This window comes from Pseudomonas sp. Marseille-Q1929 (assembly GCF_017316265.1).
Taxonomy (GTDB): domain Bacteria; phylum Pseudomonadota; class Gammaproteobacteria; order Pseudomonadales; family Pseudomonadaceae; genus Aquipseudomonas.
In genome coordinates, this window is record NZ_JAFLWU010000022.1 from 12319 (window position 1) to 34185 (window position 21867).

23 protein-coding genes are annotated in these 21867 nt (G+C 61.9%); all 23 read right to left on the bottom strand.

The annotated features are described in order from the left end of the window. Positions 1–3 precede the first annotated feature (3 nt). The 23 genes from flhA to J1G37_RS21075 all read right to left on the bottom strand — a co-directional run bounded on the left by flhA (position 4) and on the right by J1G37_RS21075 (position 21867). Positions 4–2118 carry a flagellar biosynthesis protein FlhA gene (flhA, locus tag J1G37_RS20965; protein ID WP_017735224.1) on the bottom strand — a complete coding sequence of 705 codons (2115 nt, stop codon included), beginning with the start codon at positions 2116–2118 and terminating at the stop codon, positions 4–6. A 321-nt stretch (positions 2119–2439) separates the two neighbouring features. Beyond that, entirely contained in the window at positions 2440–2694 is a 255-nt protein-coding gene (locus J1G37_RS20970) for a bacteriocin immunity protein (RefSeq protein WP_207045190.1), read from the bottom strand. A 6-nt stretch (positions 2695–2700) separates the two neighbouring features. Continuing rightward, on the bottom strand, positions 2701–4266 hold the full coding sequence (locus J1G37_RS20975; protein ID WP_207045192.1) for an S-type pyocin domain-containing protein: 1566 nt from the start codon (positions 4264–4266) through the stop codon (positions 2701–2703). 90 nt (positions 4267–4356) lie between these two features. Further along, a complete protein-coding gene (locus J1G37_RS20980; protein ID WP_207045194.1) occupies positions 4357–4560 on the bottom strand; it encodes a cold-shock protein in 204 nt (67 codons plus the stop codon). Positions 4561–5029: 469 nt separating this feature from the next. Then, positions 5030–6166, bottom strand: coding sequence for a flagellar biosynthesis protein FlhB (gene flhB / locus J1G37_RS20985; protein WP_207045196.1), 1137 nt, complete (start codon positions 6164–6166; stop codon positions 5030–5032). A gap of 3 nt (positions 6167–6169) precedes the next feature. After that, positions 6170–6955, bottom strand: a complete 786-nt coding sequence (gene fliR / locus J1G37_RS20990) for a flagellar biosynthetic protein FliR (RefSeq protein WP_207045197.1) — start codon at positions 6953–6955, stop codon at positions 6170–6172. A 4-nt stretch (positions 6956–6959) separates the two neighbouring features. Further along, positions 6960–7229 carry a flagellar biosynthesis protein FliQ gene (gene fliQ / locus J1G37_RS20995; RefSeq protein ID WP_003214552.1) on the bottom strand — a complete coding sequence of 90 codons (270 nt, stop codon included), beginning with the start codon at positions 7227–7229 and terminating at the stop codon, positions 6960–6962. 4 nt (positions 7230–7233) lie between these two features. Then, positions 7234–7977, bottom strand: a complete 744-nt coding sequence (gene fliP / locus J1G37_RS21000; protein ID WP_017735219.1) for a flagellar type III secretion system pore protein FliP — start codon at positions 7975–7977, stop codon at positions 7234–7236. Then, positions 7977–8414: a flagellar biosynthetic protein FliO gene (gene fliO / locus J1G37_RS21005; RefSeq protein ID WP_207045201.1), complete on the bottom strand. Its 438-nt coding sequence runs from the start codon at positions 8412–8414 to the stop codon at positions 7977–7979. Before fliO ends, fliP begins: the two co-directional genes overlap by 1 nt. Before the next feature lies 1 nt (position 8415). Next, positions 8416–8883, bottom strand: coding sequence for a flagellar motor switch protein FliN (fliN, locus tag J1G37_RS21010; RefSeq protein WP_010208756.1), 468 nt, complete (start codon positions 8881–8883; stop codon positions 8416–8418). A 34-nt stretch (positions 8884–8917) separates the two neighbouring features. Next, entirely contained in the window at positions 8918–9886 is a 969-nt protein-coding gene (gene fliM / locus J1G37_RS21015; protein WP_017735217.1) for a flagellar motor switch protein FliM, read from the bottom strand. Between the two features lie 9 nt (positions 9887–9895). Further along, complete coding sequence (fliL, locus tag J1G37_RS21020) at positions 9896–10396, bottom strand: flagellar basal body-associated protein FliL (RefSeq protein ID WP_207045203.1); 501 nt, start codon at positions 10394–10396, stop codon at positions 9896–9898. Positions 10397–10616: 220 nt separating this feature from the next. Next, on the bottom strand, positions 10617–11933 hold the full coding sequence (locus tag J1G37_RS21025) for a flagellar hook-length control protein FliK (protein WP_207045206.1): 1317 nt from the start codon (positions 11931–11933) through the stop codon (positions 10617–10619). 110 nt (positions 11934–12043) lie between these two features. Next, a complete protein-coding gene (locus J1G37_RS21030; RefSeq protein ID WP_017735214.1) occupies positions 12044–12391 on the bottom strand; it encodes an Hpt domain-containing protein in 348 nt (115 codons plus the stop codon). A 30-nt stretch (positions 12392–12421) separates the two neighbouring features. Then, entirely contained in the window at positions 12422–14140 is a 1719-nt protein-coding gene (locus tag J1G37_RS21035) for a fused response regulator/phosphatase (RefSeq protein ID WP_207045209.1), read from the bottom strand. After that, on the bottom strand, positions 14137–14442 hold the full coding sequence (locus J1G37_RS21040; RefSeq protein ID WP_207045213.1) for an STAS domain-containing protein: 306 nt from the start codon (positions 14440–14442) through the stop codon (positions 14137–14139). Before J1G37_RS21040 ends, J1G37_RS21035 begins: the two co-directional genes overlap by 4 nt. A 198-nt stretch (positions 14443–14640) precedes the next feature. After that, on the bottom strand, positions 14641–15090 hold the full coding sequence (fliJ, locus tag J1G37_RS21045; protein WP_124526516.1) for a flagellar export protein FliJ: 450 nt from the start codon (positions 15088–15090) through the stop codon (positions 14641–14643). 3 nt (positions 15091–15093) lie between these two features. Further along, positions 15094–16452 (bottom strand): flagellar protein export ATPase FliI, encoded by a 1359-nt coding sequence (fliI, locus tag J1G37_RS21050; protein ID WP_017735210.1) that lies wholly within the window; start codon positions 16450–16452, stop codon positions 15094–15096. Further along, a complete protein-coding gene (gene fliH / locus J1G37_RS21055) occupies positions 16442–17206 on the bottom strand; it encodes a flagellar assembly protein FliH (RefSeq protein ID WP_207045215.1) in 765 nt (254 codons plus the stop codon). The genes fliI and fliH overlap by 11 nt, the downstream gene beginning before the upstream one ends. A gap of 10 nt (positions 17207–17216) precedes the next feature. After that, positions 17217–18236, bottom strand: a complete 1020-nt coding sequence (fliG, locus tag J1G37_RS21060) for a flagellar motor switch protein FliG (protein WP_017735208.1) — start codon at positions 18234–18236, stop codon at positions 17217–17219. Continuing rightward, positions 18229–20013 (bottom strand): flagellar basal-body MS-ring/collar protein FliF, encoded by a 1785-nt coding sequence (fliF, locus tag J1G37_RS21065; protein ID WP_207045216.1) that lies wholly within the window; start codon positions 20011–20013, stop codon positions 18229–18231. The genes fliG and fliF overlap by 8 nt, the downstream gene beginning before the upstream one ends. A gap of 16 nt (positions 20014–20029) precedes the next feature. Next, positions 20030–20359, bottom strand: a complete 330-nt coding sequence (gene fliE / locus J1G37_RS21070; protein WP_017735206.1) for a flagellar hook-basal body complex protein FliE — start codon at positions 20357–20359, stop codon at positions 20030–20032. 131 nt (positions 20360–20490) lie between these two features. Further along, entirely contained in the window at positions 20491–21867 is a 1377-nt protein-coding gene (locus tag J1G37_RS21075) for a sigma-54 dependent transcriptional regulator (RefSeq protein ID WP_207045218.1), read from the bottom strand.

The following is a 21867-nucleotide window of genomic DNA, read 5'->3' on the forward strand; positions in this document are numbered from 1 at the left end:
ACCTCAGCCGTTGGGCCCTACTGTCGCGACGATAGTCACTTGCTTGTTGTCAGGAATTTCCTGATAAGCCAAAACGTGCAAATTCGGCACTGCCAGGCGTCCAAACCGCGACAGCATCGCCCGGACGGGGCCTGCCACCAGCAGAATCACTGGATGGCCCTGCATTTCCTGGCGCTGTGCGGCGTCGATCAACGAACGCTGCAGTTTTTCAGCCATGCTTGGCTCCAGCAGAACGCCCTCTTCCTGGCCTTGTCCTGCCTTCTGGATACTATTGAGCAATATTTGTTCCAACCTTGGTTCCAAGGTGATCACAGGCAGCTCAGACTCAGTGCCTACAATGCTTTGCACGATGGCGCGGGACAATCCGACGCGCACCGCCGCCACCAGCGCGGCAGTATCTTGACTCTTGGCGGCATTGTTGGCGATGGCCTCGGCAATGCTGCGGATGTCGCGCACTGGCACTTGCTCGGACAACAGCGCCTGCAACACCTTGAGCAATTGCGACAGCGACAGCACGCCCGGCACCAGCTCTTCGGCGAGTTTTGGCGAGGCTTTGGCCAGCAAGCCCATCAATTGCTGGACTTCCTCGTGACCGATCAGCTCGTGGGAGTGCTTGTAGAGGATCTGGTTAAGGTGCGTGGCGACCACAGTGCTGGCGTCTACCACGGTGTAACCGAGGGACTGGGCCTGGCTGCGCTGGCTGATTTCGATCCACACCGCTTCCAGGCCAAAAGCCGGATCTTTGGCGGTTATGCCGTTGAGCGTGCCGAAAACCTGGCCAGGGTTGATCGCCAGCTCACGGTCCGGGTAGATCTCGGCTTCGGCCAGGATCACCCCCATCAGGGTCAGGCGGTAGGCGCTTGGGGCCAGGTCGAGGTTGTCGCGGATATGCACGGTGGGCATCAGGAAGCCCAGGTCCTGGGACAGCTTCTTGCGCACGCCCTTGATCCGCGCGAGCAACTGGCCGCCCTGGTTGCGGTCCACCAGCGGAATCAGGCGGTAGCCGACTTCCAGGCCGATCATGTCGATAGGCGTGACGTCGTCCCAGCCAAGCTCCTTGGTTTCCGAGGCGCGCGCCGGGGACGGCAGCAGCTCTTGCTGACGGGCGACTTCTTGCAGCGCTTGCACCTTGACGGCGTTTTGCTTTTTCCAGAACAGGTACGCCGCACCGCCCGCCAAGGCCGCCATGCTCAGGAACGACACATGGGGCATGCCCGGCACGATGCCCATGATCGCCATGATGCCCGCCGCCACGGCCAGGGCCTTGGGCGAGGCAAACATCTGCCGGCTGATCTGCTTGCCCATGTCTTCGGAGCCCGAAGCACGGGTCACCATGATCGCCGCTGCTGTAGATAACAACAGTGATGGCAATTGCGCCACTAAACCGTCACCGATGGTCAGCAAGGCATACACGCGACCGGCATCGCCGAAGGTCATGCCGTGCTGGAAGATACCCACGGCCATGCCGCCGATCAGGTTGATGAACAGGATCAGCAGGCCGGCGATGGCGTCACCGCGCACGAACTTGCTGGCACCGTCCATGGAACCGTAGAACTCGGCTTCCTGGGCCACTTCGGCGCGGCGAGACTTGGCTTGGTTCTGGTCGATCAGGCCGGCGTTGAGGTCGGCGTCGATAGCCATTTGCTTGCCGGGCATGGCGTCGAGGGTAAACCGCGCGCTCACCTCGGAAATCCGCCCGGCACCCTTGGTCACCACGACGAAGTTGATGATCATCAGGATCGCAAACACCACGATACCGACCACGTAGTTACCGCCGATCACCACCTCACCGAAGGCCTGGATCACCTTACCGGCGGCGGCATGGCCGTCCTGGCCGTGGAGCATCACCACCCGGGTCGACGCTACGTTGAGCGCCAGCCGCAGCAGCGTCGCCACCAGCAGAATCGTGGGGAACACCGCAAAGTCCAACGGCCGCAGGGCGTACACGCAGACCAGCAGCACCACGACGGACAGGGCAATGTTGAAAGTGAAGAACACGTCCAAAAGGAACGGCGGCATCGGCAACATCATCATTGCCAGCATCACCAGCAACAACAACGGCACACCCAGATTGCCCCGCGACAGGTCAGTCAGGGTGCCACGGGCCGTGCTGAACATTTGAGAGCGATCTACCACCGGTATTCCTCGTGTCCCTTGAAGCAAAGTTTTGACGCCAGAAGGCGTCTTGGAGGCGGTATTGCAAGAAGCCTTCCAACTTTTGCTTCAAAGGGCAGATCGCGGTGAATACAGAACTCGCGACCAAACCCCATACAACTGTGGGAGCGGGCTTGTGTGGCGAGCAAGCTTGCTTGCGCTGGGATGCGAAGCAGCCCCAAAAAGCCGGCTCCAGCTGCGCTGTCGAGCGGGACGGTGCGACGATTCCACAAGCTCCCTCGCCACAGCAAGCCCGCTCCCACAATTGATCTAGTCGATTCGGGGTCAGTCTTCTTTAAATCCTGGCAGTCTCTGGGCAACACGCCATGCTTTCACGGCTTGTGCGACGCCCTCAGGGGAGCTGTCCGCCCCAGGCTCAGGATAAAAAATCAGGTCGGTGCCGTCAGGATGACCAGCGAGTTGCCTGAACCTTTCAAGTAGCTCTCCCAGAGCCGCATCAGTTCCGCCCTTGTTGACCAGCAGTATTTGATTAATAAACTTTACAAATTCAGCTTCCGTGTAATCCGCAATATTTTCCATTTCAGCTTAATAGCTCCTATGCAGATCAATATGATTTCTCGGGGTATTTACCCTAAGGTTGTCCACATCATAAACGGCACCACCATCAGTAATTCTCTCGACATGGTGCATCTCGTAGGTGCCTCTTCCTCCTACCGAGTCCTTATCTCGAACGACGGGAGCGTTTCCGGTCGATAAACGATCCCGAGCCACCTGATTCAACTGGCCAGACAATTCACCATCATTCCCTACAGCAATCCAGAACGCCTTCCGGAATGCATCAAAACTGCTGAAGGTTTTTCCCCGAAGTTTATCGGCAATTCGAGTCGGAATTGGGGCACCGAGCCCCTTCCCTGCCCACGCCAACCAGCCGCCCTCCACATCCTCCCCTCGCCCCGTCACAACCCCCGGCTGACGACGCACATTCATCACAACATACAACGGCCTCACCCCTGACCCCACCGGGAACACAAGAATGAAATCCTTGTACTCAGGCGGATGTATCGGGTTGACAATGAGGTTATCCGCCTGCTCGGTCGGCGGGTAAATCCAGATTTTCGGGGCTTGCGGCCCGCCCTCCAGGGGTGGAATGCCCGAAGTGGCCGACGGATCGACCGCTGGCGCCCAGATCAAGGTCACCCCGTCACCGAAGTCGGCGACTTGCTCGGCTCCACGCGCCCTGAATTGCACCACCGGAATCATTTCCCAATCGGGGCGTTGCTGGGTGTTGTACCCATAACCCCTCAAGGTGCCGTCGGCTTGCTGCTCTATATGTAACCGAACTCGCGTGCGGCCCTGCTTCAACGAATCGAGCTGCTCATCGGTGTACAAGCTGCTGTCACCCAGGCTGGACGGCCAAAGGAGTCCAACCAGGCCCGCCAGCGCACTGGCGCCAACAGTCGACGCAACTGCCCCGGCACCACAAAGACCACCACAGGAGACTCCCGCCGTGGCGGCCGCTGTTCCGCCCAGGGCCAACGTGCCAAGCGCAGCGGGCAAGGGGTTGCCCCTGATTTGTTTGAGAACGATATTTCCAGTGGGATTGGACTCATCGCCACCCAGCAAGGCAAAGGTGCCGTACTCAGCGACCCCGCAAGTGGGAACGGGCCCGCCGAACGCTGTGAAATCAATGGCGCCGTCAGGCAATGTGCGGGGCTTGGTAAACGTGCAGCGGTACTGCTTTTGAACAGGGTCCGGTTTTGGTCGAGTTGGCGTGTATTCGGCCCAAGACAGTGATGGTTTCTCTGGAGCGCGAGGAGGATGGTAGACACTCTCCAACACGCGCTTACCGGTGATTGCCCACCATCGATTGGCAGAGTCGCGGCTCAAAGGGAGAACCGGCTTGTCCAGAACCAACAACCAGTCACCACGCTCAACAGCTTCAAACATCCGCCGCGCTTGAGGCTCTGGGATACTGCGCCTGGATTGGCCGCGACCGCAAAACTCTGACATCAACTCGTCCAGACCCGGCAACTGCTCGTAGCCCTCCAGGTATCGACGAACACGGCCTACTGCAAAAAAAGGGTCTTCGATCTGGTCTAATTCAACGCCTGAACGCTTTAAGTCGCGCCGGCGAATAAGCTTCTCCCACATGACACATTCCTGACTGAAGCACGGCAAGGAATGGTGATGGGCAACGCAAAGCCAGACAACTGACCGTTCGGCTAGGTAGTAGCACAAAGCTCACAGGGCGCGGACGTTTTCAGCCTGCGGGCCTTTTTGGCCCTGGGTGATGTCGTACTCGACTTTCTTGCCCTCTTCGAGGGTTCGGAAACCTTCTGCCTTGATCGCAGAGTGGTGGACAAAAACATCCGCCGTGCCGTCATCCGGCTTGATAAACCCAAACCCCTTCTCCGCGTTAAACCACTTCACAGTGCCTGTTGCCATTGCCGTTCTCCCGACTTCTCATTTAACAACCCGAGATAAGTGTGATGCTGGCTGCAAATACGCCCTGGGGCCGGTGGATTCTTGCAAACCTCACCCGCTGCCCTGCGTAGAGCAAAATCCCGGCCGAGCTGATGAGGTCCACTGGCACCAACTCGCTCCCACCATCCATTGCTATCACGCCCACCCCTGTTTCACGGCTGTAAGATCTGACCGTTCCAGTGACCCACTTCATTGCTGCCTCTCTGCTTACTGCGCGCAGTATCTGCGGCCATGGAACCGCGAGAAGGGCTAGCTGGCTACTGTCAAAGTTGACAGGTCGGGAGGGGTTTTAGACGAACGGCATGAGGATGGCTTGAGGGCCTCATCGCGGGCAAGCCCGCTCCCACAGGTAAGCGCGTCGTCAGGTAGAACAGAGATCAATGTGGGAGCTGGCTTGCCTGCGATGAGGCCCGTACAAGCACTGAAAATCTCAGGAATCGCGACGTAATTCCGGCGGAATCGGCAGATCTTTCAACGGGTCCGGCCGCTTGCCCTTGCCCGCGCGGTACTGGCGGATCTGATAGACATACGCCAGCACCTGGGCCACCGCCAGGTACAGCCCGGCAGGGATTTCCTGGTCAAGGTCGGTGGAATAGAAGATCGACCGCGCCAACGCCGGCGATTCCAGCAGCAGGATGTCGTTGGCCACTGCGATTTCGCGGATCTTCAGCGCGGTAAAGTCGCTGCCCTTGGCCAGCAACATCGGCGCGCCGCCCTTCTCCGGGTCGTACTTGAGCGCCACGGCGTAGTGGGTCGGGTTGGTGATGATCACGTCGGCGTCGGGCACCGAGGCCATCATCTTGCGCTGGGACATTTCCCGCTGCAGCTGGCGAATGCGCTGCTTGACCTCGGGGCGACCCTCTTGGTCCTTGTGTTCGTCACGCACTTCCTGCTTGGTCATCAGCAGTTTCTTGTGGCTTTCCCACAGCTGGATCGGCGCATCCACGGCGGCGATGATGATCAGCCCGGCGGCCATCCACAGCGCGCTCCAACCCACCACTTGCACGCTGTGGATGATCGCCGACTCCAGCGGTTCATGGGCGATGCGTAGCAAGTCGTCAATGTCGGACGACAACACCATCAGCGCCACAAACAGAATCACGATGAACTTGGCCAAGGCCTTGAGCAGTTCCACCAGGGCCTTGGCGGAGAACATGCGCTTGAGCCCGGCGCCGGGGTTCATGCGGCTGAACTTGGGCGCCATGCTGCCGGCGGCAAACAGCCAGCCGCCGAGGGCGACCGGGCCGATCAGCGCGGCCAGCAGCAAGGTGATCAACACCGGTTGCACCGCCAGAATCGCAATCTTGCCGGAGTGCAGCAGGTATTGGCCCATGGCACCAGGGTTGAGCAACACCTCGCGGGGCAAGGTGAAGTTGTGCTTCATCAGCTCCATCAGGTCCAGCGCCAGGCCACCGCCGTAGATCAGCAAGGCACCGGCACCGGCCATCATGGTCGCTACGGTATTCAGCTCTTTGGAGCGGGCGATCTCGCCCTTTTCCCGGGAGTCCTTTTTACGTTTCTCCGTGGGGTCTTCTGTCTTGTCCTGACCACTCTCGCTCTCGGCCATGGCTCAGCGCGCCCGTGCCAGATCACGTAAAAACTGCAAGGCGTCGGACGCCAGCGGTTGATACTGATTGAGAATGTCAGCCATGCCGACCCAGAAAATTCCCATGCCCAACACCAGGGTCAACGGGAAACCGATGGAGAAGATGTTCAATTGCGGCGCCGCCCGGGTCATCACGCCAAACGCGATGTTGACCACCAGCAACGCCGTGATCGCCGGCAACACCAGCAACAGCGACGCGCCCAACACCCAGCTGAGGCGCCCGACCAGTTCCCAGAAATGGTTGACTATCAGGCCCGAGCCCACGGGCAAGGTGGTGAAACTCTCGGTCATCACCTCGAACGCCACCAGATGGCCGTTCATGGCCAGGAACAGCAAGGTCACCAGCATGGTCAGGAACTGGCCGATCACCGCCACCGACACGCCGTTGGTAGGGTCGACCATGGACGCGAAGCCCATGCCCATCTGGATCGAGATGATTTGCCCGGCGATCACAAAAGCCTGGAAGAACAACGTCAGCGAAAAACCCAGGATCGCGCCGATCAGGATCTGCTCGGCGATCAGCAACAGCGCACTGAGGTCCAGCGCATTCACCGGCGGCATCGGCGGCAGGCCAGGCACGATCACCACGGTGATGGCAAACGCGAAATACAGGCGAATGCGCTTGGGCACCAGGGTCGTGCCAAACACCGGCATGGTCATCAGCACCGCCATGACCCGGAACATCGGCAGGATGAAGGACGCCACCCAGGTGCTGATCTGGGTGTCGGTCAAGGCCAATACGGACTGCATCAGGTCAGCCGATCAACTGCGGAATACTGCCGTACAACTGCAGGATGTATTCCATGAACGTCTGCACCAGCCACGGGCCGGCGACGATCAGGGTGATCAGCATCACCAGCAGGCGCGGCAGGAAGCTCAAGGTCTGTTCGTTGATCTGCGTCGCCGCCTGGAACATCGCCACCAGCAGGCCCACCAACAGGCTCGGCACCACCAGCACGGCGACCATCATGGTGGTCAGCCACAGCGCTTCACGGAACAGGTCGACCGCTACTTCTGGAGTCATTGCGCTATACCCCGCCGAAACTGCCGGCCAGGGTGCCGATAATCAGCGCCCAGCCGTCCACCAGCACAAACAGCATGATCTTGAACGGCAACGAGATGATCAGCGGCGACAGCATCATCATACCCATGGCCATCAGCACGCTCGCCACCACCAGGTCGATGATCAGGAACGGGATAAAGATCATGAAGCCGATCTGGAACGCGGTCTTCAATTCCGAAGTCACGAACGCCGGCACCAGGATGGTCAGCGGCGCCTGGTCCGGGGTGGCGATGTCGGTGCGCTTGGACAGGCGCATGAACAGTTCAAGGTCGCTGGAGCGGGTCTGCGACAGCATGAAGTCCTTGATCGGGCCTTGAGCCTTGTCGATCGCGACCTGGGCCGTGATGGTTTCCGCCAGGTAAGGTTGCAGGGCTTGCTGGTTCACCTTGTCGAACACCGGCGCCATGATGAACAGCGTCAGGAACAAGGCCATGCCGGTGAGGATCTGGTTCGACGGTGTCTGCTGCAAGCCCAGGGCCTGACGCAGGATCGAGAACACAATGATGATCCGCGTAAAGCTGGTCATCAGCATGACAAACGCCGGGATAAAACTCAGCGCCGTCATGATCAACAGGATCTGCAGGCTGACCGAATACTCCTGCGCCCCCGCCGCGTTGGTGCCCAGGGTAATCGCCGGGATCGACAACGGGTCGGCGGCGAACGCCAATGGCGCCGCCAGCAACAGCATGAGCGTCAATAAAACGCGCATTACTTCTTATCCTTCTGATCCTTGCCCAGCAACTCCATCAGGCGCTGGGCGAATTCTGGCGTGGCCGACTCGGTCTGATCCACGTTCACGGGCGTCTTGAGCACATGCAGCGGGGTGATACGGCCGGGGGTCAGGCCCAGCAGGATCTGTTCCTCGCCGACTTGCACCAGCACCAGCCGATCACGCGGGCCAAGGGCGCGCGAGCCGATCAGCTCGATCACCTGGCCATTGCCCGGGCCGACGTTCTGCACCCGGCGCATCAGCCAGGCCAGCACGAAAATCAGGCCAACCACCAACAGCAGGCCCAGCACCAGTTGCGTCAACTGGCCGCCGAGGCCGCTGCCGACCGGCGCAGCCGTGGCGGCCTGGGCAATCGGCTCGGCGGCCATGGCGCCCAATGGCAGCGCGAGTAACAGTCCCACCATCAAGCGTTTCATATCAGCGCAGCTTCTTGATGCGTTCGCTCGGGCTGATCACGTCGGTCAGGCGGATGCCGAACTTTTCGTTGACCACCACCACTTCGCCGTGGGCGATCAGGGTGCCGTTGACCAGCACGTCCAGCGGCTCACCGGCCAGGCGATCGAGCTCGATCACCGAACCCTGGTTGAGTTGCAGCAGGTTGCGGATGTTGATTTCGGTGCTGCCCACTTCCATGGAGATCGATACCGGGATGTCGAGGATCACATCCAGGTTCGGCCCATCGAGGGTCACCGGCTCGTTGTTCTTCGGCACGCTGCCGAATTCTTCCATCGGCAGGCGGTTGCCGGCCGGCGCGGTGGCAGCGTCGGCGGCCAGCAGCGCGTCGATATCGTCCTGGCCAACATCGCCGGTCTCTTCCAGGGCAGCTGCCCATTCGTCAGCCAGGGCCTGGTCTTCGGCGGAAGTGTTTTCGTGTTCGGTAGCCATTACATGTCCTCGGCGCAGCAAAAATTAAAGTTGATCAGCGGCGGTTGATCGGTTCGATCACTTGCAACGCCAGGTTGCCCTTGTGGGAACCTAGCTTGACCTTGAACGACGGCACGCCGTTGGCGCGCATGATCATTTCTTCCGGCAATTCCACGGGGATCACGTCGCCCGGCTGCATGTGCAAGATGTCGCGCAGGCGCAGTTGGCGGCGGGCCACGGTGGCGCTCAGTGGCACGTCCACATCCAGCAAGTCTTCGCGCAGGGCCTTGACCCAGCGTTCGTCCTGGTCGTCGAGGTCGGACTGGAAACCGGCGTCGAGCATTTCACGCACCGGCTCGATCATCGAGTACGGCATGGTCACGTGCAGGTCGCCGCCACCGCCATCGAGTTCGATGTGGAAGGTGGAGACCACAATGGCTTCGCTGGGGCCGACGATGTTGGCCATGGCCGGGTTCACTTCCGAGTTGATGTACTCGAAATTGACTTCCATGATCGCCTGCCAGGCTTCCTTCAAGTCGATAAAGGCCTGCTCCAGCACCATGCGCACTACGCGCAGCTCGGTGGGGGTGAATTCACGGCCTTCGATCTTGGCGTGACGGCCGTCGCCGCCGAAGAAGTTGTCCACCAGCTTGAACACCAGCTTGGCGTCAAGGATGAACAGCGCCGTGCCGCGCAGCGGCTTGATCTTGACCAGGTTGAGGCTGGTGGGCACGTACAGCGAGTGCACGTATTCACCGAACTTCATCACCTGCACGCCGCCCACCGCCACGTCCGCCGAGCGGCGCAGCATGTTGAACATGCTGATCCGCGTGTAGCGGGCGAAACGTTCGTTGATCATCTCCAGGGTCGGCATGCGCCCACGGACGATGCGGTCCTGGCTGGTCAGGTCATAACTTTTGACGCTGCCGGGTTCGGCAGCCATTTCGGTCTGCACCAGACCATCGTCGACACCGTGGAGCAGCGCGTCGATTTCATCCTGGGACAGCAGGTCTTGCACGGCCATGTCGTGATCCTACTGCAGTACGTAATTGGTAAAGAGCACTTGCTCGATTGCGACTTTGCCGAGCTCTTTCTGGGACACTTCCTGCACGCTGGCCGTGACTTTCTGGCGCAGCATTTCCTGGCCGACCGGGGTGGCCAGGGCGTCGAAGCTTTGGGCGGAGAACAGCATCACCAGGTTGTTGCGGATCACCGGCATATGCACTTTGAGGGCATCCAGGTCGGCCTGGTTGCGCGCCAGCAAGGTCATGCTGACTTGCAGGTAGCGTTGACGGCCGTTCTGGTTGAAGTTGGCGACAAAGGCCGGCAGCATCGGCTCGAAGATTGCCGGTTGCTTGACGTTACTGGCGGTTTCGGCAGCCGGTGCCGGTTTGCTTGCACTGCTGTGCATGATGTACCAGGTGCCACCCACAGAGGCGCCGATCGCCAGGATCAGGCCCACGACAATCAACAGGATAAGCTTGAGCTTGCCTTTGCCTGCGGGTGCTTTTGCTGCGTCGTCGCTCTTCGCCATGCCAATAATCCGTCACTATTCGGGGATTCATAGATCTACGGAAAGGCAAGAGCAAGTGTTATGCCAGAGTTGTCTGGTAATGCGCGCAAGCAGCAACACCACAAATCAACTGTGGGAGCTGGCTTGCCTGCGATAGCAGTGTGTCAGTGAATACATCTGTCACTGATACACCGCTATCGCAGGCAAGCCAGCTCCCACATGGACCGCGTTCCTGCTGGGGTCAGGCGTAGTAATCGACGGCGCTGGAGCCGATCACGGTGGAGGTCACCGGCGCGACCGCTTCGGCGATCTCAGCATGGGCACCGCTGTCACTATCACCCCCACGCCCACCGACACCACTCACACCACGCGCCTGGCCCTGCTGCTGTTGCTGCTCCTGGCCACGGGACTGATCGGACACGTTCACATCCACCTGCCCCATGCCCTGCTGGGCAAACATCTCACGCAGGCGCCCGGACTGGCTTTCCAGCGCTTCACGCACCACGGCATGGCCGCTCATGAAGCTGACCTGGGCCTGCTGGTCCGCCGTCATATTGACTTTGATATCCAGGCGCCCCAATTCCGCTGGCTGCAACTGGATCTCTGCCGACTTGAGGTTGGCGCTGGACAGGTACATCACACGGTTGACCACCTCTTCGGTCCAGCCGCTCTGATGCATGGCCAACGGCGTGTTGGTGGCCGGCGGCAAGGCATTCGCGGTTTTCGGCGTGGCCGCCTGGGTCAACGCGGCCAGGCGGTTGGCGAAGTCATCGACACGGGTGTCGCTGCTGGCGCCCTTCAAGTCCTTGAGACCGTCTTCGATCAGCCCGCTGAAAGCCTTGTCGCCGCCCTGGTCAGTGCTGTCCTTGGCGGCTTGCTGGTCGACCATATTGGCCAGGCCAGCCGTGAAGTTTTGCGCGGCGGTGGGCTGGTCCAGGTTCGGCGCAGGTTTCTGCGGGGCCTGGCTGCTGGCGGAGACGTGGCCGCCCTGCTCCATCGCCAGGCGCACGGCTGGCATGGAATCGAGGGGATCTGCCTCGGGATCGAAGGCCGGTGGCTTGACCTCATCGGTCACCGCCAGCGGCGCGGCGACTACGGGCGCAGGCTTGCTGTCGTCAGTAACGGTCACCACCGGCACGACTACAGCCGGCGTGACCGCCGCGACCAAGGCCGGGTCGACGACCGGGTCAGCCGTAGGTTGCTGCGCCAACGTCGGGTCGACAGGTTTGTCGTCATCACTGCTGGCGCTGTCGTCGGACTTGGCGGTCGACTTGGCAGGCAAAGGATTGCCGCTATCGGCAACCGCTGGCTTGCTGGCGGCAGGTTTGTCATTGCTGTCCACCTGCTTGGCATTGGCGTCGGCAGGCTTGTCGCGGGTGGTTTTTGACGGCGCGTCGTCGGCCTTTGCCGCCGGTTTTGACCCCTGGCTGGCAAACACCTGGGCGAAGCCGGCGCCCTTGTCACGCGGCTCCACGGCCGCTGCCGGGGGGTTGGCAGCAGGCGCTTGCGGCTTGGCCGCAGGGGCAGCCTGGAGGAGCGAATTCGGGGCGACTGGCATAGGTAAAGGTCTCCACTGCATGGGGTCGGGGATGCAGTATCGGGAGATAGAGCAAGAGTCGGGCCAGGTTGCCGAACGCGGCTAGAAATGTGGGAGCTGGCTCCCACAGGTCAGAGCTGGAAGCGCTGGCGCTCCGATTCGTACAGTGGACGCACTAGCGCAAACTCATGATCGATCTGATCCACCAACTCACCCAAGTCACTGCCAGGCGCTTGCGCCGACTCCGCCTCCAGCCGCTGGCACAACTGCGCCAACCGCACCGCGCCCAGGTTGCCGCTGCTGCCCTTGAAGCTGTGGGCGATGCGCCCGAGCGCCTTGGCGTCATCCCGTGCCTTGCGCAGCGCTTCGACGCGCTTTTGCGAATCGTCGAGGAAGGTATCCAGCAACCGCGGATACTCCCCTTCCATCACTTCCTGCAACCCCGATAACACGTCCGGGTCCAGATGAATCTCAGCCACTTGTTCGCTCCTTGATCAAGAATCGGCGGATTATGCCTGAGCCTGCCACGAAAACTCCACGCAGACGCTACGCCCGCCATCGGACCAGTGCACGTCGCCGCTCAATTGACGTACCAGGTTCAGCCCCCGGCCCGACAAGCGATCAACCTCCAGCGGGCGCGCCAGCACCTGCTCGACGTCAAAGCCGGCGCCGCTGTCTTCGATGCGCAACGACAGTTGCCCGCCCGTCGCCGTCGGCACCACCTGCACATGCACCCGCACATAACCGCTGCTCAACTGCGCCAACCGCTCGTTGCGCTGGCGATAGTAATCGGCAAAGCCGTGCACATCCCGCTTGAGCCGCGAGTCCAGGCCCAGCACCCCGTGCTCCAGGGCATTGGAATACAGCTCGGCCATCACGCTGTACAGCGCCCCGCTGCGCTCGCGCAGGCCGTGGATTTCCAGCAACAGTTGCAGCAAGTACGGCAACGGGTTGTAGCGCTTGAGGGTCTCGGCGCGGAACTCGAAACTCACCGACCAATCCAGCGGGCACGACTGGCTGCTGTCGGTGTACAGCGGCCCGGTCGCGCGCAGGGATTGCCCGGCTTGCAGGGTGATTTCCACCATGCTCACGTCATCCCGCGCTTCACCGCGAAACCCGGCGAGGGCTTGCTCGATCTCGGCGAACAAGCGGTCGGGCTCGCGGTTGGCGGCAAACACCTGATGCAAACGCTCGGCGCCGAACAACTGGTCATTGCTGTCAGCCGTATCGAGCACGCCATCGGAGAGTAAAAACACCCGGTCACCGAGGGCCATCGGCCACACCTCGGTGCGGTCATCGAAGGCTTCAGCCGACAGTACGCCCAACGGCAAATGCCGCGGCACCAACGCCGTGCGCTTGCCGCTGGCGACTTCATGCACATAGCCTTCGGGCATGCCGCCGTTCCACACTTCCACCACGCGGCGCTGGGTGCTCAGGCACAACAGGGTGGCGCAGCAGAACATGTCCACCGGCAGGATGCGTTTGAGCTTGACGTTCATCTCCCGCAGGATCTGCGCCAGCCCGTAGCCCTTGGCGGTCATGCCGTAGAACACCTCCGCCAGGGGCATGGCGCCCACTGCGGCCGGCAAGCCGTGGCCGGTGAAGTCGCCGAGCAACACATGCATATCGCCCGACGGCGTATAGGCCGCCAGCAGCAGGTCACCGTTGAACAACGCATAGGGCGATTGCAGGTAGCGGATATTCGGCGCGGCGTTGATACAGCCTGAATGCGCCACCTTGTCGAACACCGCCTTGGCCACCCGCTGCTCATGCAGCAGATAGTCGTGGTGCCGGGCGATCAGGTCACGCTGTTGCAACACCGTGGCCTGCAACCGGCGCAGGCGATCCATGGCGTTGATCTTCGCGGCCAGGATCAGCGGGTTATAGGGCTTGGCCATGAAATCATCGCCGCCGGCATCCAGGCACTGGGCCAGGGCCGAGCTCTCGCGCAGGGAGGTGAGGAAAATCACCGGCACCAAGGTTTCGCCCGCCAACTGCTTGATCTGGCGTGCCGCTTCGAAGCCGTCCATCACCGGCATCAGCGCGTCCATCAACACCAACTGCGGGCGCTCGCGGGCAAACACTTGCACCGCGTCCAGGCCATTGCTGGCGGTAAGCACCCGGTGCCCCTGGCGCCGCACGATGGTGGACAACAACAGCAGGTCGGTGGCGCTGTCTTCGGCGATCAGCACCGTCAACGGCTCAAGCACGGGGGCCAGGCCGCTCAACTGATGTCGAACAGTTTGTCGAAGTTGGAGATGGCGAGGATCTTGCGCACATCGGAATTGCTGTTGACCACCTGCACGTCCGCGCTGTCACCGCCGGCGTGATCGCGCAACAGTAGGAGCATGCCCAGGGCCGAGCTGTCCATGTAGGTGGTGTCTTTCAAGTCGACCACGTACAACTCGGGCACCTTGTAGAAGCGCTCGTAGGATTCGCGAAACGTCTGGTGGCTGCCGAAATCGAACCGGCCCTTGATGGCGATCGTCAACTTCTTCCCGTCCAGGGATACTTCAGACTCGACTGACATGTGACTGCTTCCTTGTCATTGCGGTAGACAAAGGTTTAGCAGCTGAACGCCGCAGCGGCAACACAGAGGATCAAATGTGGGAGCTGGCTTGCCTGCGATAGCGGTACATCAGCTAAGGATGAGCCAACTGGTACACCGCTATCGCAGGCAAGCCAGCTCCCACAAAAGCCAGCTCCCACAGTAGAACGGTGGTGGTCTTTAGTACTGGGATTGGCGGGGCAGGCGCTGTGACAACTCATCCAGCAGCTTTTGCTCGCGCTTGTCTTCCAGCGCCCGCGCTTCATCGATATAGCGCTGCACCAGCTTGCGCAAGCCCTCGACCCGGGCGTACGCCTGTTGCCAGCTGTCGCGGGCCTTTTCGAAGTTGTTCTGGTGCCAGAGCAGGCTTTGCCGCTGCTGGTCGACGGCCGTTTCCAGCTGGTTGAGAAAGCCCTGGTAACCCATCAACCATTGGCCCGACACGCCCTTGGTGCCGCGTTCGATCCACTGTTGCTGGTACTCGCCGCGAAAGCGCTCCAGGTCGCCCAGTTTGCTTTCTGCCAGGCGCACCTGACCCTGGAAGTAGCCCAGGCGCTGCACCGCGGTTTTTTCGGCCTTTTCGGCCATGTCCACCACTGGGGCCAGGCGTGAAGAACGGGAACTGGCCATGGCTTAGCCGCCCGGTGCCGGGGCGAAGATCGAGTTCAGGTGCGCTTCGCTTTCGCCCATGCTGATCTTGTCGTTAAGGCCCTGGCGCAGGTACGTCACCAGTTGCGGTTGCAGGGCAATCGCCAGGTCGGTGTCGCGGTCGCCACCGGCCACGTAGGCGCCGACGCTGATCAAGTCGCGGCTCTGCTGGTAGCGCGACCACAGCTGCTTGAACTGCTGCGCCCGCGCCATGTGCGTCGGCGTGACCACCGACGGCATCACCCGGCTGATGGACGCTTCGATGTCGATGGCCGGGTAGTGCCCCTCCTCCGCCAAACGCCGCGACAGCACAATGTGGCCGTCGAGCACGCCCCGCGCCGAGTCGGCAATCGGGTCTTGCTGGTCATCGCCTTCGGACAATACGGTATAGAACGCGGTGATCGAGCCACCCCCCGCCTCAGCGTTACCGGCGCGTTCCACCAGCTTGGGCAGCTTGGCGAACACTGACGGCGGGTAACCCTTGGTCGCGGGCGGCTCGCCGATGGCCAGGGCGATTTCCCGCTGGGCCTGGGCGAAACGGGTGAGCGAGTCCATCAGCAACAGGACGTTCTTGCCCTTGTCGCGAAAATATTCGGCGATGCGCGTGCAGTACATGGCGGCGCGCAGGCGCATCAGCGGCGCATCATCCGCCGGCGAGGCGACCACCACTGAACGCTTGAGGCCTTCTTCGCCCAGGCTGTGCTCGATGAATTCCTTCACCTCGCGGCCCCGTTCGCCGATCAGGCCGACCACGATGATGTCGGCCTCGGTAAAGCGGGTCATCATGCCCAGCAGTACGGATTTACCCACGCCGGTACCGGCAAACAGGCCCAGACGCTGGCCGCGCCCGACCGTCAACAAACCGTTGATGCTGCGAATGCCCACGTCCAGCGGCTGGCTGATGGGGTTGCGCTTGAGCGGGTTGATCGTGGGGCCGTCCATCGGCACCCAATCTTCGGCCTTCATGCCGCCCTTGCCGTCCAGCGCGCGGCCGGCGCCGTCGAGCACGCGGCCAAGCATGCTCATGCCCATGGGCAGGCGGCCGGTGTCGGCCAGGGGCACCACGCGGGCGCCGGGGGCGATGCCCGCCAGGCTGCCGACGGGCATCAGGAAAATCTTGCTGCCGGAAAAGCCCATCACTTCGGCTTCGACCTGCACCGGGTGGTAGCTGTCGTCGTTGATCACCAGGCAACGGCTGCCCATGGCGGCGCGCAGGCCTTCAGCTTCGAGGGTCAGGCCGACCATGCGCAACAGGCGCCCTTCGAGGATCGGCTGGCCGGGCAACTCCGTGGCCTCGGCGTAACCGCTCAGGCGCTTGGCGAAGCTGGTGCGATCAAGGCGCATCGGGGGCGTCCAGGTCCACGCTCAGATCCGGCTCGGCCGGGTTCAGCACCTGCTCGTGGGCCTGGTCCAGCAGCTTGGCCATGATCTGGCTGATGCGGGTTTCCACCGTGGCATCGATGCGGCTGTGTTCGGTCTCGACGCGGCAACCCCCGGGCTGCAACGCCGCATCTTCGACGATGCGCCAGGTTTCTTCATGGCGCTCGCGCAGGGCTTTGACCTGTTCGAAATCCTGCGGGTTGATGTACAAGCGCACATTGCCGACGCCCAGGGGCAGCAGCTTGAGAGCTTCACGCATGACGCTTTCGATATGGCTGGAATCAAGCACCAGTTCGCGCTGGATCACCTGGCGGGCGATGTGCTCCACCAGGCCGACCATGGATTTTTCCAGCTGCGAATCCTGCTCGGCAATCGGGTCGAACAGGCTGCGCATCAAGCGTTCCAGGCTGCCCAGCTTGACGCTCAGGGCGGCCTCGGCTTCCTGGCGCACCTTGAGGGTGGAACTGCGAAAACCGTCTTTTTCACCGGCGGCAAAGCCTTCGTTGTAGGCCTCCTGGCGGATGCTTTCCAACTCTTCGAGGGTCAGTGGCTGGACTTCGTCCAGCGGCACTTCTTCCATCTCCACCGGCAGTTCGGGTTCCGGCTCGGGCTCCGGTTCCGGCACATGCGGGTCGAAGCTGGGCAACGACCAGATGTCGAACCCGCCGACATCCCGCGCGCGAATCAGATCGCTGGGCGTCTCATCTTTGTTCGACATGGGGCGCGCCTTAGATCATTTCTTCGCCGCCCTTCCCGCCGAGAACGATTTCTCCGGCTTCGGCCATACGGCGGGCAATGGTGAGGATTTCTTTCTGCGCCGTTTCCACGTCGCTGACGCGCACCGGGCCCTTGGCTTCGAGGTCGTCGCGCAACAGTTCGGAGGCACGCTTGGACATGTTCTTGAAGATCTTCTCCTTGACGCCTTCGTCCGAACCCTTGAGGGCCAGCACCAGTACGTCGGAGGACACTTCGCGCAGCAACGCCTGGATGCCACGGTCGTCGACATCGGAGAGATTGTTGAACACAAACATGAGGTCTTCGATCTGGCCGGACAGGGTGTCGTCGATCTCGCGGATCGAGTCCATCAACTGACCTTCGACCGAGCTGTCGAGGAAGTTCATGATGTCGGCGGCACGCTTGATACCACCCAAGGTGGTGCGCGCGGCATTCGAGTTGCCGGAGAACTGCTTCTCCAGGATCGTGTTGAGTTCTTTCAGCGCCGCTGGCTGCACGGTGTTCAGCGACGACACGCGCAGGATGATGTCCAGGCGCACTTTATGGTCGAAGTGGCCAAGCACTTCACCGGCCTGGTCCGGGTCGAGGTACGCGACGACGATGGCCTGGATCTGCGGGTGCTCGAAGCGGATCACATCGGCGACGGCACGCGGTTCCATCCACTTGAGGCTGTCGAGGCCGCTGGTGTTGCCGCCCAGCAGGATCCGGTCGATCAGGCCGTTGGCCTTGTCTTCGCCCAGGGCCGAGGTGAGCATCTTGCGGATGTAGCTGTCGGAGCCGACGCCCAGGCTGGTTTGGTCGCCGACGATCTCGACGAACTCGCTCATCACCTGTTCGACTTGCTCGCGGTGCACATTGCGCATTTGCGCCATGGCCACGCCGACGCGCTGAACCTCTTTGGGGCCCATGTGACGCAGCACTTGGGCGGCATCGGTCTCACCGAGGGACAGCAGCAGAACCGCCGCTTTGTCGACCTTGGTGAGCTTGGCAACAGCGGCTCGATTATCACTCATCTGCGTTGATCCACTCTTTCACGACCTGGGCCACACGGCCCGGGTCTTCTGCCACCAGACTTTTGATTGCATTCAACTGCGCGTCGTAACCTTCGCTCGGGCTTGGCAACAGGATGCTTTGCGGGCCGCCGAGGCTGACGCGGTCGTTGGCCAGTTCGCCGTCCAGGCCGCCCATGCCACCCAACTCGACATCGCTGCCACCAAAGGCTGCCAGTTGTTTCTTGCTGCCGTTGCCGGTGATGTTGTTGAGCACCGGGCGCAGCACGCCGAACACCAGCACCAGGATGAACAACACACCCAGCACTTGCTTGACGATGTCCCAGAACCACGGCTGCGTGTAGAACGCCGCTTCGGCGATCACTTCGCCACGCTCGGCGGAGAACGGCATGTTGATCACGCTGACGCTGTCGCCACGGCTCGCGTCGAAACCGACTGCGTCCTGCACCAGGCGGGTGAAGCGCGCCAGTTCATCGGCGCCCCATGGGGCACGGGTGATGGTGCCGTCAGCGGCGTTGACCTTGACCTGGTCATCGACCACCACCGACACCGACAGGCGATTGACGCGGCCCTGTTGCTGCTTGGTGTGGCTGATGGAACGGTCGAGCTCGAAGTTCTTGGTGGACTGGTTACGCTTGTCCGCCGGGTACGGGGCGAGCATCGGCTGGCCGGTGGCCGGGTCCATGATCTGCTGGCCGTTGGCGTCCAGCAACGGTTGGCCCGGGGCGATGGCGCCTGCGGTGGCTGCGGCGCCACCGGTAGTTTGCGGGGCCGAGGCTGGCGCAGGCGGCTGGTTGCTCAGGGCACCCGGTACGCCTTGCGGCGGGCCATTGGCGGCGGTGCGTTGCTCGCTGGTGGACTGCTCGCTGCGCAGCGCGGGCTGGTCCGGGTTGAATTGTTCAGAGGTCGACTCGACGGCGCTGAAGTCCACATCGGCCGACACTTCAGCCTTGTAGCGGTCGTTGCCGAGCACCGGTTGCAGGATGTTGTGCACGCGCTGGGTGAGCATGCTTTCCATGCGACGGCTGTAGTCGAACTGCTTGCCGGCTTGGGTCAGCGCGGAGTTCTCGGCCATGTCCGACAGCAGGTTGCCCTTCTGGTCGACCACGGTGATCTGCGACTTGCTCAGCTCAGGAACGCTAGTTGCCACCAGGTTGATGATCGCCAGCACCTGGCCAGGCTCGAGGGAGCGGCCAGAGAACAGCTCCACCAGTACCGAGGCGCTGGGCTTGCGCTCATCGCGCACAAACACCGAGCTTTTCGGGATGGCCAAGTGCACGCGGGCGCCCTTGACGTTGTTCAGGCTGGAGATGGTGCGGGCCAACTCGCCTTCCAGGCCACGGCGGTAGCGAGTGGCTTCCATGAACTGGGAAGTCCCCAGGCCCTGGTCTTTGTCGAGGATTTCAAAACCGATATTGGCGTCGGACGGCGTCACGCCGGCGGCGGCGAGTTTCATGCGCGCACGGGCCACGTCATCTGCCTTGACCAGCAAGGCGCCAGAGTTGGGCTCGACGGTGTAGGCGATGTCGGCGGCGGCGAGGGTTTCCATGATCTGCTTGGAATCCATGCCCGCCAGGCTGCCGTACAATGGCCGGTAATCCGGTTGTTGCGACCACAACACCACGGCAAAACCAATCGCCACGCTGGCAGCCAGGCCGACCATCAGGCCCACCTGACGCAGCATGGTCATTTCCGAGAGGTTTTCCAGGAACGACAGGCCAAACAGCGGCGGCTTGCCGTCTGCCTTGGCGGGTACGTTGTCGGAGACTGCTTCTGCCATGACTTAAATCTCGTCCTTAAACCGGCATCTGCATGATGTCTTGATAGGCTTGAACCAACTTGTTACGCACCTGGGTCAACGCCTGGAATGACACACTGGCTTTTTGCGAAGCGACCATCACATCGGTGAGGTCCACGCCGCTTTTGCCGATTTCGAACGCGGTGGCCAACTGGCTGGAGGCTTGCTGGGTGTCACTGACTTTATTGATCGCCTGGCCGAGCATGTCGGCGAAGCTGCTTTGGCCCAATTCCGGCGCTTGCGCGACGGATTTCGGTTGAGCCATGGCATCCATTTGCATGGAGCGCATATCCAACATCAACCGATTGAACTCAATACCCTGGCTCATGACCTTCTCTCTCCGACAACCCGCAAATTTTTGACACTACGCCGCAATTACTAGGGGAAGTAGCAACAAGGGTGCCAGCTCTGTATCGATTCGTAAGAAAAGGCGACAAACCTTGTCGGCCTTGATACCAGTTAGGTAGCAAACAGATACGCTTCCACATCCATCCCCGCATCGCGCATCTGCGCCAGCTTGTAGCGCAGGGTGCGCGGGCTGATGCCCAGGCGTTCGGCGGCCTCTTTGCGGCGGCCGCGCTCGGCACGCAGGGTGTCGATGATCATCTGGAATTCGCGGCGGCGCAGGTCGTCGCCCAAGGCACCGGCAGATTCGGCTTCGGCCAGCACCGGCGCGGGGGCCAGGCTCGGCAATGGCGCCGCGCCGCTGCCCATGGCCAGGCAGAAATCCTGGGGCTGGATCAGGCCGCCCTGTTGCAGGATCAGCGCGCGCTGGATTGCATTGTCCAATTCACGCACGTTGCCGGGCCACGGATAGCCGATCAGGCACGCCTGGGCTTCGGCCGACAGGCGTGCCTGGGCGTGCTTCATTTTTTTGACGTGGTTGTTCAGCAGGCGCTCGGCCAGCGGGATGATGTCGGCCGGGCGCTCACGCAGCGGGCGCCACGCCAGGGGAAACACCGACAGGCGGTAGAACAGATCCTCACGGAAACGCCCCGCCGCCACTTCACCGGCGAGGTCGCGGTTGGTGGTGGCGACCACGCGGATATCCAGCTGGATCGGCTTGCGCGCGCCGACCCGCTCCACTTCACGTTCCTGCAACACGCGCAGCAACTTGGCTTGCAGGCCCAGGGGCATTTCGGAAATTTCGTCGAGCAGAATGGTGCCGCCGTCGGCTTGTTCGAACTTGCCCGCCTGGGCCGCAATGGCGCCGGTGAACGAGCCCTTTTCATGGCCGAACAGGGTGGCTTCGAGCATGTTGTCGGGGATCGCCGCGCAGTTGATCGCGACAAACGGCTGGCTGGCGCGGCTGGATTGCTGGTGGATGTAGCGCGCCAGCACCTCCTTGCCGGTGCCGGACTCGCCGGAGATCAACACCGTGGAGTCGCTGCGCGCCACGCGGGCGGCCAGTTCCAGCAGTTGCGCGCTGGCCGGCTCGAAGGCAATCGGCCCTTCGCCATCGCTGGCCGGCAGTACGCCGAGGGCATGGCGGGCCACCAGTTCGATCAAGGCTTTCGGCTCGAACGGTTTGACCAGGTAATCCGCCGCGCCTTGGCGCATGGCATCGACCGCGCGCTCCACGGCGCCATGGGCAGTCATCAGCAGCACCGGCAGTTGCGGCTGGCGGGCGCGCAGCAGGCCGAGCAACTGGTGGCCATCCATGCCGGGCATATTGACGTCGCTGACCACCAGGCTGAAGGGCTCCTGCTCCACCGCGTCCAAGGCTTCCTCGGCTGAACCGACCGCCCGATAGTCATGGCCCGCCAACAGCAGCGTGTCAGCCAATGCCTCACGCAGGGCGCGATCGTCTTCTACCAATAAAACCTTGATTGCCAT